10 protein-coding genes are annotated in these 14,385 nt (G+C 72.3%); 7 read left to right on the top strand and 3 right to left on the bottom strand.

Translation table 11 applies throughout. The features are described 5' to 3' along the window. Window positions 1-40: 40 nt before the first annotated feature. Window positions 41-634 (bottom strand): SIS domain-containing protein, encoded by a 594-nt coding sequence (locus tag ABGB16_RS18075; RefSeq protein ID WP_347669249.1) that lies wholly within the window; start codon window positions 632-634, stop codon window positions 41-43. A 61-nt stretch (window positions 635-695) separates the two neighbouring features. After that, window positions 696-2,507 (bottom strand): MBL fold metallo-hydrolase, encoded by a 1,812-nt coding sequence (locus ABGB16_RS18070; protein ID WP_347669248.1) that lies wholly within the window; start codon window positions 2,505-2,507, stop codon window positions 696-698. A 145-nt stretch (window positions 2,508-2,652) separates the two neighbouring features. Here ABGB16_RS18070 and ABGB16_RS18065 point away from each other — a divergent pair, with 145 nt between their 5' ends. Then, window positions 2,653-4,131, top strand: a complete 1,479-nt coding sequence (locus ABGB16_RS18065) for a GH1 family beta-glucosidase (RefSeq protein ID WP_347669247.1) — start codon at window positions 2,653-2,655, stop codon at window positions 4,129-4,131. A gap of 100 nt (window positions 4,132-4,231) precedes the next feature. Then, a complete protein-coding gene (locus tag ABGB16_RS18060) occupies window positions 4,232-6,076 on the top strand; it encodes a hypothetical protein (RefSeq protein WP_347669246.1) in 1,845 nt (614 codons plus the stop codon). Window positions 6,077-6,134: 58 nt separating this feature from the next. Here ABGB16_RS18060 and ABGB16_RS18055 read toward each other — a convergent pair whose 3' ends face one another. Beyond that, entirely contained in the window at window positions 6,135-8,057 is a 1,923-nt protein-coding gene (locus ABGB16_RS18055; RefSeq protein WP_347669245.1) for a protein O-GlcNAcase, read from the bottom strand. A 182-nt stretch (window positions 8,058-8,239) separates the two neighbouring features. Between ABGB16_RS18055 and ABGB16_RS18050 the strand changes: the two genes are divergently transcribed. From ABGB16_RS18050 to ABGB16_RS18030, 5 genes are all read left to right on the top strand, one after another. Then, window positions 8,240-9,289: a LacI family DNA-binding transcriptional regulator gene (locus ABGB16_RS18050; RefSeq protein ID WP_347669244.1), complete on the top strand. Its 1,050-nt coding sequence runs from the start codon at window positions 8,240-8,242 to the stop codon at window positions 9,287-9,289. Window positions 9,290-9,488: 199 nt separating this feature from the next. Then, window positions 9,489-10,523 (top strand): ROK family protein, encoded by a 1,035-nt coding sequence (locus ABGB16_RS18045; RefSeq protein WP_347669243.1) that lies wholly within the window; start codon window positions 9,489-9,491, stop codon window positions 10,521-10,523. Window positions 10,524-10,963: 440 nt separating this feature from the next. After that, a complete protein-coding gene (locus tag ABGB16_RS18040; protein ID WP_347669242.1) occupies window positions 10,964-12,334 on the top strand; it encodes an extracellular solute-binding protein in 1,371 nt (456 codons plus the stop codon). A gap of 106 nt (window positions 12,335-12,440) precedes the next feature. Beyond that, window positions 12,441-13,409, top strand: a complete 969-nt coding sequence (locus tag ABGB16_RS18035) for a sugar ABC transporter permease (RefSeq protein ID WP_347669241.1) — start codon at window positions 12,441-12,443, stop codon at window positions 13,407-13,409. Next, window positions 13,409-14,344, top strand: coding sequence for a carbohydrate ABC transporter permease (locus ABGB16_RS18030; protein WP_347669240.1), 936 nt, complete (start codon window positions 13,409-13,411; stop codon window positions 14,342-14,344). Before ABGB16_RS18035 ends, ABGB16_RS18030 begins: the two co-directional genes overlap by 1 nt. Window positions 14,345-14,385 lie beyond the last annotated feature (41 nt).

Genomic DNA, 14,385 nt, shown 5'->3' with positions numbered 1-14,385 from the left:
GTGAACGGTCGTCCCTTCCGGTGGTGGTGCCGCCTCCGCCTCAGCCGGGCAGGGCGGCCCAGCGGTCGATGTGTTCGCTGAGCAGGTGCAGGAGCAGCACGTGCGCCTCCTGGACGCGGGCGGTGCGCTCCGACGGCACGGCCAGGACGTGGTCGGCGTACCGTGCGGCCGGGCCGCCGCCGGCGGCGGGCTGCCCGGTGAACAGGACCGTCAACGCGCCGGCGTGCCGGCCGGCCCGGAGGCCGGCGACGACGTTCGGCGACCGGCCGCTGGTGGTGAAGGCGACCACCACGTCGCCCGGCCGGGCCAGCGCGGTGACCTGCCGGGCGAAGACGTCCTCGAAGGAGTAGTCGTTGCCGATGCAGGTGGTCACGGTCGGGTCGGTGGACAGCGCCACGGCGGGCAGTGGCCGCCGCTCCCGGCAGTACCGCCCGACGAGTTCGCCCGCCAGGTGCTGCGCGTCGGCGGCGGAGCCGCCGTTGCCGAAGGCGTAGAGGATGCCGCCGCCGCTCAGCCGTGCGCAGACCTGGTCGGCGAGGGACTGGACGGCGGGGACGAGCTTGCGGACCGACTCGACCACCGTGAGGTGTTCGTCGAGGTGGTGGACGAGCGGGGACTGGTGGTCGGCATTCACGGCTTCACTCCCGGTTGGCTTGCCAGGGGTCCGGTCGGGTCCACGACGGCGAATCGCGGTGTCAACGCACGTCCACCAGCGCCTCGGCCTGCTGGCCGAAGTCGCGGCCGTCGACGGTCAGGTTGGCCGCGAGGCGTGCCCGCCGGGTCGCGCCGGGCGCGGGCAGCACCGTGAACCGGACGGTCTCCTCGCCGAGCGCGTCGACCTTGACCTCCCGGCTTCGCGGGGACACCCGCCACCCGCCGGGCGTCACGAGGTCGACGCGCAACGCGGCGCGCCGCCGGTACGGATTGCGTACCTCCACCTCGAACTCCAGGCTCTCGCCGCCGGTCACGACCGACCGGTACGGCAGGATCCGGGCGCCGAACCCCTCCGCGCCGAAGTCGACCTCGCCCAGCGGCAGGAGCGCCCGGTGCAGGCGGGCCAGTTCCTCGCCCCTGTCCAGCAGCATGTCCAGGTACGCGTCGTCGACCAGCCGGGGCAGCCAGTGACCGCTGATCATGAGGTCGGGAGCCAGCCGCCGGTACAGCAGCGCCGAGTCGACGAAGTCGTCGATGCGGAACCGGTTGCGGTACTGGAAGTTGAGGACCTCCGCGCGCTGCCCCTCGATCCAGCCGCCGTCCTGCTGGTCGCCGGTGGACACGACGGTGATGCCGTCGACCTGGAAGGCGATCGCCACCGCGTACAGTGTGTGGCCGGGCAGCGGGTACATGGTCAGCTCGTACTCCCGCCACCGCACCGGGATACCGGTGGGGACCACCCGGTGTACGGGGATCGGGTCGTACCACAGGCACGGCAGGTCGTAGCGGAGCGGGTCGCGCAGGATCGGCGCGATCGTGTCCGCCGCCCAGATCCGGCTGCCCTCCACCTCGTGCAGCAGCTCGAAGCCGGCGACGTGGTCGTCGTGGTAGTGGGTGGGCACGGCGACCTCGACCCGGTCGATGCCGTACGTGCGCTTGAGCGCGTCCAAGGACGCCAGCCACGGGCGGCGCGACGCGCGGTCGCTGCCGGCGGGGAGGCCGGTGATCATGTCGAATCCGTAGTCGATCAGCAGCGCCGTGCCCGAGTCGGAGAGCAGGGCGTAGCTGGTGGCGTGGGACGTGCGGTTGCGCAGCAGGTGCGGCGAGAGCTCCTCGTACGGCTGCCGCAGCCGCGCGCCCAGGTCCCACGGCACGGGTTGGCGGAAGTCCACGAGGGCCTGCAGGTTGCGCCGGGTCTCGGCGATCGCCTGTGCCGGCTCGTCGATGGGTTGACCGTGTGACGGCAGCACCAGGTCGGGGTCGCGGTCGGCCAGCAGGTCGAGCGATATCACCGACACGGCGGCGCCTTCGAGCCCGCTGTAGCTCCACTGCATCGACGACAGCGACCAGACCTTGCCGGGGCCGTGCAGCAGGTCGCCGGTGAAGGCCATCCGCCTGCCGTCCAGCTCGGCGAGGTAGCTGACCGACCCCAGCGTGTGCCCCGGGGTGGGCAGGGCGGTCACGTCGACGCCGCCGAACCGGGTGGTCCGGTACTCCGGCACGACGCCGTGCACCGGTACGTCGTCCAGCAGCGAGAACTTGTCCTGCCGGAGGTTGTAGTCGTTGTCCAGGGTGCGCATCTGCCAGTGCGTGCCGACGTCGGCGAACAGGTCCCGCTCCGAGGACGGCACCCAGATGTGGATGCCGGCGCTCGCGGCCCGCGCCAGGCCCTGCCCCTGGTCGCGGTGGTGGTGGGTCATGAGCACGTCGGTGATCCGCTCGACGCCGTAGTCCGCCAGGTGGTCGAGGACCGTGCCGGCGCCGAAGTCGACGGCCACGGCCTCTTTGCCGGTGACGAGTAGGTAGACGTTGCAGGTGTCGTGGTGCACCCACACACTGTCGGTCAGACGCACATGGCAACGATCCCACACCGCGAAGACGGTGGGAAGTGCACGACCGGCTTCGATCGCGGTCCATCCAAAGTGCTCTTTCGGGGCCTTGTCAATGTCCCCATATTCGGCCTTGACCTGTTCGTTCGGCGCCGAACACAATGGCGCCGTGAGCGGCACCCCGCGTCGTCCCGCCGAGGCCGACCCTCCGCGGCCGAACGCCGCGCCCGACACCGCCGAGGCGGCGAGCCGCCCAGTCCTGACAACGTTCCCACCTGGCTTTCTGTGGGGCGCCGCGACCTCCGCCTACCAGATCGAGGGCAGCCTCCACGCCGACGGGCGGGGGCGATCGGTGTGGGAGACCTTCACCGCCCGGCCCGGCGCGGTCGAGGGCGGCGGCGACGGCTCACGGGCGTGCGACTCCTACCGCCAGTGGTCCCGCGACGTCGACCTGATCGCCCAGCTCGGGCTCACGGCGTACCGGTTCTCCGTCTCCTGGGCACGGATCCTCCCCACCGGACAGGGCCGCGTCGAGCGCCGCGGCCTCGACCACTATGAGCGGTTCGTCGACGCGCTGCTCGACCGGGGCGTGACGCCGGTGCTCACCCTCAACCACTGGGACATGCCCGAGGCGCTGATGGCCGACGGCGGGTGGGCCGGCCGGTCCAGCGTGGACGCCTTCACCGAGTTCGCGGTGGCGGTCGCCGACCGCCTGGGGGACCGGGTGGGCTGGTGGATCACCCAGAACGAGCCATGGATCATCGCGCTGCTGGGCTACCAACTGGGGCTGCACGCCCCCGGCGTCCGGGACCTGCGCGCGTCGGTCGCCGCCGGCCACCACGTCCTGCTCGGACACGGCGCGGGGGCCGACGCGATCCACGAACGCGTACCGGGCGCGAAGGTCGGCTGCGCGCTGAGCCTCTTCCCGTGCGACCCGGCCACCGACGACCCCCGCGACCGCGCCGCCGCGTGGGGATCGGACGGGTACGTCAACCGGTGGTATCTCGACCCGCTGCTCGGCGCCGGCTATCCCGCCGACATGTGGCAGCACTACGAGCGGGCCCTCGGCGGCGGCCTCGACGACATCATCCGCCCCGGCGACGCCGCGCTCATCGGCGGTCGCAGCGACTTCCTCGGCGTCAACTACTACACCCGCCGGGTCATGGCGGCGGCGGAGACCGGCCCCGACCGCCCCTTCCCCTGGCGGGTGGTCGGCCCGTCCGGTGACACGGTACGCACCGACGAGGGCTGGGAGGTGGTCCCGGACAGCCTGCGGGACCTGCTGCTGCGGCTGCACCGCGACTACCCGGGCGTACCCCTGATGATCACCGAGAACGGGGGCGTGTACGGCGACGCCCCCACGCACGACGGACGGGTCCACGACCAGCGCCGGATCGCCTTCCTGCTCGGGCACCTGCGCGCGGTCGCCGAGGCGATCGACGCCGGCGCGGACGTCGTCGGCTACCTGCACTGGTCGTTGCTGGACAACTTCGAGTGGGCGCTGGGCTACCGACCCCGGTTCGGCCTGGTGCACGTCGACTACGCGTCCGGCCGGCTGACCGTGAAGGACTCCGGCCACGTCTACGCGCGGATCGCCGCCACCGGCCAGCTTCCCGCGGCCGGGCCCGCGGTCGCCCCGTTCGGCTGACCCGCCGCCCGCGGGCCCCGCCCCCACGAGTGCAAGGAGAGGTTCCATCAAACTCACCTCCGGGCCCGGCACCCACACCGTCACCGCCGCCACCTATCTGTTGCAGGTACGCGGCCCGCAGCGGGTCGCCGTGCTCGCCGACCCGGACGGCCGGATCTGGTCCCGACTGAGCCTGCTCGCCTCGGTGGACCGCGCCGACCTGCCCGACGAGTCCTTCGACGTCGGCGAGCCGCGGGTGTCGGCAGGGCGCGACGGCGAGGACGTCGTCGAGGTGGAGCTGTCCTGCCGCAGCACCGCCTGGTCCGCCAAGTCCGTGCTGCTGCGCTGCTACGACGACCGGCTCGAACTCCGGGCGCGGGTCGAGGGGACGGGCGACCTCGGCGAGGTGCGGCTGCTGGGCGGCCGCGCCATCCTGCCGAACGGGGCGTGCGGCACCTTCCGCTCGTCGATCGACCACGCCTCGGTGTTCAACCCGACGCCCACCGAGCCGGTGCAGGTGGTGCGGCCGGCCTCCGCCGGCGCCGCGCTCGGGATCGTGGGCGACGCGACGGCCGGGCGGCTGCACGGCATCTTCTCCCCGCCGCCGCTGTGCCTGGCCTTCGGCCGCGAACCGGCCCGGCACGCCACGCACGTCCCGGACGGCGACTGGCTCACCCTCGCGCTGCTGGCACCCGTCGACGACCTGCGCTTCACCCAGCTGCGGTACGCCCCGCTGGACGGCGGGTTCCTGCTGGAGCTCGACTACGACGGCCACACCCCGGTGCGCGGATCGTTCGTCACCCCGACGGTGGTGCTGCGGCCCGCCGCCGACCCGTGGCGCGGGCTGGCCACGTACCGGGCGGACCTGGTCGAGCGCGGCTTCGCCCCGGCCCGGCCCGCCGCCAACCCGGCCGACTGGTGGACCGCGCCGATCTTCTGCGGCTGGGGGGCGCAGTGCGCCGCCGCCCCCATCCCGGGCCAGCCGGCGTCACACCCCTACCACCTGGCGGACCTCGGCCCGGCCGTCGTGCCGGACGGGCTGCCGATCGCCTTCGACCTGGCCCGACAGGACCGCTACGACGCCTGGCTGGGCCGACTGGCGCAGCACGGCGTCGTGCCGGGCACGGTGGTGATCGACGACCGCTGGCAACTGGCGTACGGGACGGGGGAGCCGGACCCGGGGCGCTGGCCCGACCTGCGCGCGTGGATCGCCGAGCGGCACGCCGCCGGCCAGCGCGTCCTGCTGTGGTGGAAGGCGTGGGACCCCGCCGGACTGCCGGTGACGGAGTGCGTGACCGACCCGGCCGGGACGCCGGTCGCCGCCGACCCGGGCAGCCCGGCGTACCGGTCGCACCTGGCGGAGATGGTGTCGCGCCTGCTGGGACCGGACGGCCTGGACGCCGACGGATTCAAGATCGATTTCACCCAACGCGCGCCGGCCGGGCGTGGCCTGCGGCGCCCCGGCGCCCCCGCGGACGCGCCGTGGGGCATCGCCGCGCTGCACCGGCTGCTGGACACCCTGTACCGGGCGGCGAAGGCGGCCAAGCCGGACGCCCTCGTGGTCACCCACACGCCGCACCCCGGCTTCGGCGACGTCTGCGACATGATCCGGCTCAACGACATCCTGGAGCGCGACCCGTCAGGGCGGGTGGTCCCGGCCGTGGACCAGCTGGCCTTCCGGCACGCGGTGGTCCGGGCGGTACTGCCCGACCACCCCGTCGACACCGACCAGTGGCCCGTCGCCGACCTCGCCCAGTGGCGCTCGTACGTGCGGACGCAGGGCCGACTCGGCGTTCCCGCGCTGTACTACGCCGAGCGCATCGACCGCTCGGGCGAGGAACTGACCGACCACGACCTGGCACTGGTCGCCCGCACCTGGCAGGACTACCGGGCGGGCCGCGGCTCGCCCGCCGCCGGCCCGACCGTGCCCGCCCCGAGCGACCCGCACCCCGTCGAGGTCCCGTGACGATCGGCTGTCGACGCCATGTCGCCGACATGGGGTCATCCACGCCGGGTGGACTCCGTCATGTCGGCGACATGGAGCGGCCCATCGCGGGCGGCCCGGCCTGGCGCGGGACTCCGACCGCCGCCTGGTCGAGCGCGGCCGCCACGAGCGCGAGTCCCGCTGGGGCCAGCAGCCACGGGGCGACCCCGTCGGCCGCGAGGAACAGACCGGTCCGTGGCGCCGGGGCGGGTGTCCTGTCGGCGAGGCGGGCACCGGCCGGGTAGTGGAACAGGGCGGCACGGTCCTCGTCGCCGGCCCGGGCCACCACCCGGGCGTCCGGCCCGACCTCGGCGGCGGTGAGGTTCGCCGGCCCCCGTGCCTCGGCGCCCCGGGTGACGACGACGAGGGACGCCTGCCCGATGTCACCGGGCCCGGGCGCCTCGCGCCGGCACACCCGGTACCCGCGCCGTTCGAGCAGCGCGGCGATGCCCTCGTCGCCGGCGGTGCGGCGGCGACCGGTGACCAGCAGGGCGCACGGTCCGCCGTCGGCGTTCTCCGGCTCGGGCGGGGCCGTCCGGTCCAGCGCCTCCCGCACGAAGGGCGGGACGACCGAGCGCAGCACGTTGGCGTAGTGGCCCTCTGCTTCCGCCAGGGCCAGCCCGGCCGCCGCGCGCAGCGCCCGGATCCGCTCGCCGGCGCGCACCGTGGTCCCGCTGGGTGCCGCCGCCCGGGCCGCCGCCGTGGTCCCGCCGGGCGCCGCGGCCGCGGCAGGCGCCGTGGTTGCGGCCTCCAGCAGGCGTACGGCGGCCAGGCCGGCCTCCGCGACGGCGGCCCCGGCGGTCAACCACGGGCGCAGCGCCGACACCAGCGTCCGCGGCTCCACGGCGGCACGGCACCCCCGGGCCAGCTCCTCGAGCCGGCCGGCCAGCACCGCCGGTGCGCCGGGCACTCCGGCGAGCGTGTCGTCGACCGCGCGGGCGAGCTGCGCGTCCTGGGCGGCGCTCGGCGGCCACGAGCTGCACACCCGGACCAGCGGCGCCAGGTCCACCGCCCCGGCCCCGGCCACCCGCGGCAGAGCCCGCCGGGCCGACGCCTCGGGATCGTAGCCCCGCGGGTCACGGGCCCAGTCGGCGACGGACACCAGCGCGAGCCGGGACGGTGCCGCCTGGACCATCGGGTTGGCCAGGACGCCCACCAGGGCGGAGCCGGCCAGGTCGCCGGTCCTGCCGGTGAGCGGGCCGAGGAAGAGCCGGCTGGGCTCGAAGTCGTTGACCGGGAAGTTGTCCCACAGCACGAGGCGGCGTCGGTAGCTGGCCGCGGCCCGGTCGATGTCGTCGCGGCTGATCGTACGGACCACGATGCCGGGCCCGGTCCAGGCGACGAGGGCGTCCGCGGGCGCGGTCCGGGCGAAGTGCCGGCGGTACGCGGTGACGGCCGTTCCGGCGTAGTCGGTGGGGCAGACGAGCAGCGGGTCCCGGATGCCCCGAGGGGCGAGGAAGTCCTCGACGAAGCGGGTGGCCGTCTCGCCGTGCGCCGCGCCCGCCGCGCCGGCTCCCGGCCAGCGTTCCAGCTCCTCCGGCCGGCTCAGTTCGCTCGGCACGTCGTCGAAGAGCAACGCGAACGAGTCGACCCCCGCGTCGTGCAACTGGGCGGCCTTCGCGACGAGTGCCCGGTGGTCCGCGTCGTCGGCGTACCTCATGGTGAGTCCCGGACTGATCGCGTAGACGAAGCGGACGCCGAGCGAGCGGGCGGTGTCGGCCAGCCTGGCGAGCCGGGCGAGCTCACGGGACGGATACGGGTCCTGCCAGCGGGCGCGGTGGTGGGGGTCGTCCTTGGCGGCGTAGACGTAGGTGTTCAGGCCGATCCGCGCCGAGAACTCGAGGTGCGCCAGGCGTTCGGGGTGGGACCAGGGCGGCCCGTAGAAGCCCTCGACGGTGCCACGCATCGACAGGCCCGGGTCAGCGTCGCCGACGGGGGAGCTGTGCGGGGGAGGAGCCGACATCGGGGAACATTATCAACGTCCGGCTGGAATCGTTGCCACGTACGATGCGGGAGCCGACCCCTCGGCGAGTTCGCCTTGATCAGCGGGCGGAGGCGCTGGTGGACGTGACACACTCGGGGTCGACGTGACGACAGTTGGAGTAGCCGGCCGGCTCGCCGGCGGTACCGGGTCGGGGAGAGCCGATGAAGAGTGGGCAGGCTGCTCCCGGCGGGTCGCATCCGGCGCCTCGGGTGACGATCCGTGAGGTCGCCAACGCGGCCGGGGTGTCCAGGTCGACCGCGTCGCGGGCGCTGACGGGCCGCGGCTACGTGGCCCCGCAGGTGCGGGACCGGGTCCGCGAGGTCGCCACCCGCCTCGGCTACGTGCCCGACGCGACCGCCCGCCACCTGCGTCAGCAGGCCAGCCAGTCGATCGGCGTCCTCGTCTCGGACCTGAGCAACCCCTTCTACGCCGGGCTCGCCGCCGGCATCAGCCAGCAGGCCCGCAAGCGCCAGTACACGATGATGCTGGCCGACGACGGCGGCTCGCCGGAGGTGGAGGCGGAGGTGGCCGAGGCGTTCGTCGCGTTGCGGGTCGCCGGGGTCATCGTCACGCCCGTCTCGGCGCACGTCAGCACCTATCTGGCCCGCCAGCGGATACCGGTGGTGGAGGTCGACCGGCAGTTCGCCGCCGGCGTCTGCGACGCCGTGGTCGTGGACAACGGGAGCGCGGCCCGCCAGCTCACCACCCAACTTCTGGACCTCGGGCATCGCCGCATCGCGCTGGTGATCGACGAGATGCACTGGACCACCGGTCGGGACCGGCTCGCCGGATACCGGGCGGCGTTCGCCGCCTCCGGCGTGCCGCTCGACGACTCGCTCGTGGTGACCGCCGGTTGGGACGTCGACGCGGCCCGGATCGAGGCCCACAAGCTGCTTGGCAGGTCGGAGCCCCCGACGGCGGTCTTCGCCGCGAACAACGTCCTGGCCGAGGGCGTGTGGCGGGCCGCCGCGGAGCTGGCCCTGTCGATCCCCGAGCAGCTCAGTCTGGTGTCGTTCGACGACGTGTCGTGGATGAGCCTGGTCCGGCCCGGGGTGACCGCCGTCGCCCAGGACGCGGTGGCGCTCGGCGAGACCGCCGTCTCCCAACTGTTCGAGCGCATCCAGTCGCCGCTCGCGCCGGTGCGTACCGTGCTGCTCTCGGCCACCGTGGCCGCCCGAGGCTCGACCGCTCCGCCGTCCGGCGCACGCTGAGTCCCTGAGGCAGCCGTCCCTACGGGCGGCGTACCCGGGGCGAACTGACCGGAGAGTCCCGGGTTGACGACATTGGGTCAGGCTCCTAGGCTCTGCCTGGGATCGATCCCATAGCTGGTCTGCAACCTCTCTTCGACCGCGACCGGCCCTCGGCCGCCGCCCTCCCCTCACCCGCCGTGGGCCGACCGGAAGGACCCGCATGAGCGACCGCGACCTGTCCGCCCCGTCGCCCGGCGGCGATCCGGGCCCGGTGCTGGCCCTCGACATCGGTGGCACGAAGCTCGCGGTGGCCGTCGTGACCGCCGGCGGTGCGGCGCACGGCCTGGTGGTGGAGCCCACCCGTCGGGAGGACGGCTGGCAGGCGGTGACCCGCCGGCTGTTCGACATGGGGCGTCGGGCGGTCGAGCGGGCGGGCCTCGGCCCGGTCCGGGCGGTGGGAATCGCCTGCGGGGGTCCCCTGCACGCCCCGTCCGGGCTGCTGCTGTGCCCACCGCACCTGCCCGGTTGGCTCGACGTTCCGATCGGGCCGCTGGCCGCGGACGCCTTCGGCGTGCCGTTCGCGTTGGAGAACGACGCGACCGTCGGGGCGGTCGCCGAGTACCGGTTCGGCGCCGGCCGGGGCACCACCACCATGCTGTACCTGACGGTGTCCACGGGTGTCGGCGGTGGCGCGGTCGTCGAGGGAGCCCTGTACCGTGGCGCGGCGGGCAACGGCGGGGAGTTCGGTCATCTCACCGTCCACCGGGGCGGCCGGCTCTGCAGCTGCGGCCGGCGCGGCTGCGTCGAGGCGTACGCGTCGGGCACCTCCATCGCCCAGCGGGCCCGTGAGGCGCTGGCGCAGGGTGCGCCCTCGACGCTGGCCGCCCTGCCGGGCCTCACCGCCGCGGACGTCGCGGCGGCGGCCGCGGCCGGCGATCCGCTGGCCGTCTCGGTGTGGGCCGAGACGGTGGACCTGCTCGGTGCGGCGGTCGTGGACCTGGTGAACGTGTTCGAGCCCGACATGGTCGTCCTCGGGGGAGGGGTCACCCGGTCGGGAGCGATGCTGCTCGACCCCGTGCGGGACCTGGTCGCTCGTGAGGCCATGTCGCCGGCCGCCCGTGCCGCGCGGGTCGTCGGAGCCGAGTTGGGCGACCTGGTGTGCGTCGTGGGCGCGGGGGTCATCGGCCACGACCTGCTGACCGGCGCGGGCGTCGCCGCGGAAACGGGACGGAAGCTCCGCACGGCGGATGTCTGACCGGCTGGAAGCCTGACCGGACGACCTGCCCCGGGCGGCGTCCGCCCGGTGGGATCCGCTCGGTGCACCTGTCGCCGAGGGCCGCGACGCCACCGGCGTCGCCCGCGCACCGCCGCTGTCGGTGTGATCCACATCTTTGTCGGGATTGGGAGCAACGTCGCGGCGGGTATCAGGAGCGAGCGAGCGGTATCAGGCGAACCGCCGACCTGCCATCGTCCGCCGGCGTGTGGCATCGTTGTCATACCCAAATCGGCGGCGCCTCGACTGCTGCGGCGGGTCTACTCAGCACTGTTACCTGCACCGATGCGCTGCGCGATCTCTCAGGGTTGTGTCCGGTCTCACAGTCCGATACGGTCCCGCCTGGTACGGATTCCATGTCCAAACTGGCCATCTCATTGGGTCGGCCTCGCCGATCCCCATACGCCGTCGAAGGGACCCCTATGAGAAAGAGGCGCGCGGCCCTCGTGGCCGCAGGCGTTGCCGCCGTACTTGTCGCGACAACCGCCTGTGGTTCGTCTGGAGACGACAGTGGTGGCAGCGATGCCGCGAACTTCGACGCCAAGCCCTCCGGAACCCTGAGCGCCTGGGGGTTCAACAACGCGGACGATGTCGGCAAGGCCCGGATGGAGTACGCGGCCAAGCAGCTCGACGGCGTCAAGATCGAGATGGACCAGACGGGATTCGACGCGCAGAAGTTCACGACCCGGCTGGCCAGCGGCAACCTCCCCGACGTGGTCCAGATGGATCGCGAGTACGTCGGCACCTACGCGGCCCAGGGCCTGATCATGCCGCTGGACAAGTGCTTCACGACCCACAACGTCGTGCCGAAGGAGCGCTGGTACCCCTCCGTCGTCGGCGACGTGACGTACAAGGGCCAGGTCTGGGCGGTGCCGCAGTTCTACCAGCCGCCGGCCATCATCCTGAACAGGACGGTGATGGACGCCGCTGGCGTGCAGGACAGCGAGATCGACACGTCAGACCCGACGAAGCTGCTCGGCGCGATCGCCAAGATGTACAAGGCCAACGGTGACGTGCCGGCGACGCTCGGCTTCAACCCCCAGGCCACCGGCCAGATGTACCTGTGGATCCTCGGCATGGGCGGCAAGCTGAGCGACGCGAACGGGGCACCCACGCTCGACGACCCGGCGAACGTCTACGGGCTGGAACTGCTCAAGAGGATCACGGACGCCCAGGGCGGCTTCGCCAAGTACAAGAGCTTCACCGACTCGTTCGACGTGTTCGGGGAGAAGAACCAGTTCGTTCTCAACCAGGTCGGCGCGGAAGTCGACGCACAGTGGTACCCCAACGTCCTGTCGCCGTACAAGGACAAGATCAAGCTGGGCGCGGTGCCGTTCAAGGACAAGAGCGGTAAGCCGGTGACCTGGGCCAGCGGCACCTCCTTCGTGATCCCGGCCAAGGCCAAGAACCCGTCCGCCGCCTGCAGGTGGGCGCTGGCGCTGACGGAGGACGGCTCCTGGACCGCGGCGGCCGAGGCGCGGGCCGCCACGGTCAAGGAGAAGAACTCCATCAACACCGGCCTGTTCACCGGATCGCCCGCCGCCGACAAGGCCATCCGCGAGAAGCACGTCAAGCCCAGCGGCAACGCCGGCTTCGACCAGGTGATCAGCACCTACTACGACGTGGTGGGGGCCGGTGTGAGCACCGGCGCGTCGCCCGCCGGCCAACAGATGAAGCAGGAACTGCTGAACGCCTTCACTGCGGCCCTGCTCGGTCAGAAGACCCCCCAGCAGGCCCTCGCGGACGCGCAGACGGCGTCGATGCAGGCGTACAAGAGCGTCACCGGCGGCTGACACCCGCGTTCACGGTGGGCGTGGCGGGTCCCTCGCGTAACGCGGGGACCCGCCACGCTCCGTTAGGGACCCCGATGGCAGCCGCGGAGTTCGAAGGAGGCGTCCGATGGCACAGAGCACGGTCGCCCCGCCTGACGCCGACACCCCTGGCAAGGGATCGGCGCGGCGGGTCAGGACCACCAAGTACAACCGCCGGGAGGCACTGGCCGGCTATCTCTTCATCTCGCCGTGGATCATCGGCTTTCTCGTCTTCACCGCCGGGACGATGATCTACAGCCTGGTCATCTCGTTCAGCGACTACAACCTGGCGACGAACGCCATGCGGCCGGTCGGGACCAGCAACTACGCGGAACTGCTGGACAACCCGAAGGTGGCCACGTCGTTGGGCAACACCCTGTTCTACGCGGTGCTGGCCGTACCGCTGGAGATCTGCTTCGCCCTGTTCCTGGCGCTCCTGCTCAACGGGGTCGGGCGGGGCGCGGGATTCTTCCGGACCGTCTTCTACCTGCCCAAGATGACCCCGATGGTCGCCACGGCGTCGATCTTCCTGCTCCTGCTCAACGGCAACACCGGCGCGATCAACCAGGGCCTCCGGTTCCTCGGGATCTCCGGTCCCCAGTGGCTCGTGGATCCGGCATGGGTGAAGCCCTCGGTCGTGCTCATGGCGCTCTGGGGCGTCAGCGGCACGATGGTCATCTTTCTGGCCGCCCTCAAGAACGTCCCGCGGGACCTCTACGAGGTGGCCTCCCTGGACGGGGCGGGGCCCGTGCGGAAGTTCTTCTCGATCACCCTGCCGATGATCTCCGGCGCCATGTTCTTCAACGTCATCATCCTGACGATCGCGGCCTTCCAGGTGTTCGACTCGGCATACCTGCTGTTCTGGCGGGACCAGAACAACGCCGTGCCGGAGTCGTCGCTGTTCTACGCGGTCTACCTGTTCCAGGAAGCCTTCCGGCAGTTCAACTTCGGCTTCGCCGCCGCCATGGCCTGGCTGCTCTTCGTCATCCTCATGATCCTGACCTTCATCCAGGTCAAGGTCGGCAATCGTTTCGTGTACTACGAGGGAGGCCGGTAATGGCGACGGTGGGCGTCGGCGGCACACACCCGCTGGCTGCCGCCGTGGAGGCCGCGCCCGTCCAGAAACAGGAGGCGGCCGACCGCGGACGGCAGCGGTGGACCCCCGGCCGGATCCTGCTGACGGTCCTGCTCGTCGGGTTCGCCGCGCTGTTCCTGTACCCGTTGGTCTGGCTGGTCGCGGCCAGCCTCAAGCCGTCGAGCCAGGTGTTCGACAACGCACTCGTCCCGGAGACCTGGCGCTGGGACAACTACGTCGAGGTCTGGGCCGAGCTGCCGCTGCTGAGCTGGGTCTTCAACAGCGTGTCGATCGCGTTCCTCGCGGCGGCGGCGGTGTCCGTCTCCAGTTCGCTGGTGGCCTTCGGCTTCGCCTACTTCCGCTTCCCCGGCCGGAACATCCTGTTCGGGTTGGTCCTGGGCACCATGATGCTGCCGGCCTCCGTCACGATGATCCCGACCTACCTCATCTGGAAGGAGAGCGGCCTCCTCGGCACCTGGGTGCCGCTGTTCGGCGCCAACCTGTTCGGCTCGGCCTTCTACATCTTCCTGCAGCGGCAGTTCTACCTCGGCCTGCCGAGGGAGCTGTTCGAAGCCGCCCGGATCGACGGAGCGAACTACTGGCAGTTGTTCTGGCGGATCGCCATGCCGCTGTCCATCCCGTCCTTCGTCATCGTGTTCCTGTTCGAGTTCCAGGCGGCGTGGAACAACTTCCAGGGCGCGCTGATCTACCTGAACGGGGAATCGGTCGAGGACTTCACCGCACCCCTCGGCATCGCGTACGCCATGACGAAGTACAGCCTGACCGCCGGTGGGGAAGGTGACTACCAGTACGTGATGGTCGCCTCGCTGCTCGTGACGCTGCCCATGCTGCTGCTGTTCAGCTTCGGCCAGCGCTATTTCATCGAGGGCGTGGCCACCCAGGGCCGCAAGGGCTGACGCGTCGCGGCACCGACGTACGGGGGCGCGCCGCGACCCGC

Origin of the sequence: Micromonospora sp. B11E3 (assembly GCF_039871625.1) — a bacterium.
Classification (GTDB): domain Bacteria; phylum Actinomycetota; class Actinomycetes; order Mycobacteriales; family Micromonosporaceae; genus Micromonospora.
This window is presented reverse-complemented; position numbering and strand designations above follow the sequence as displayed.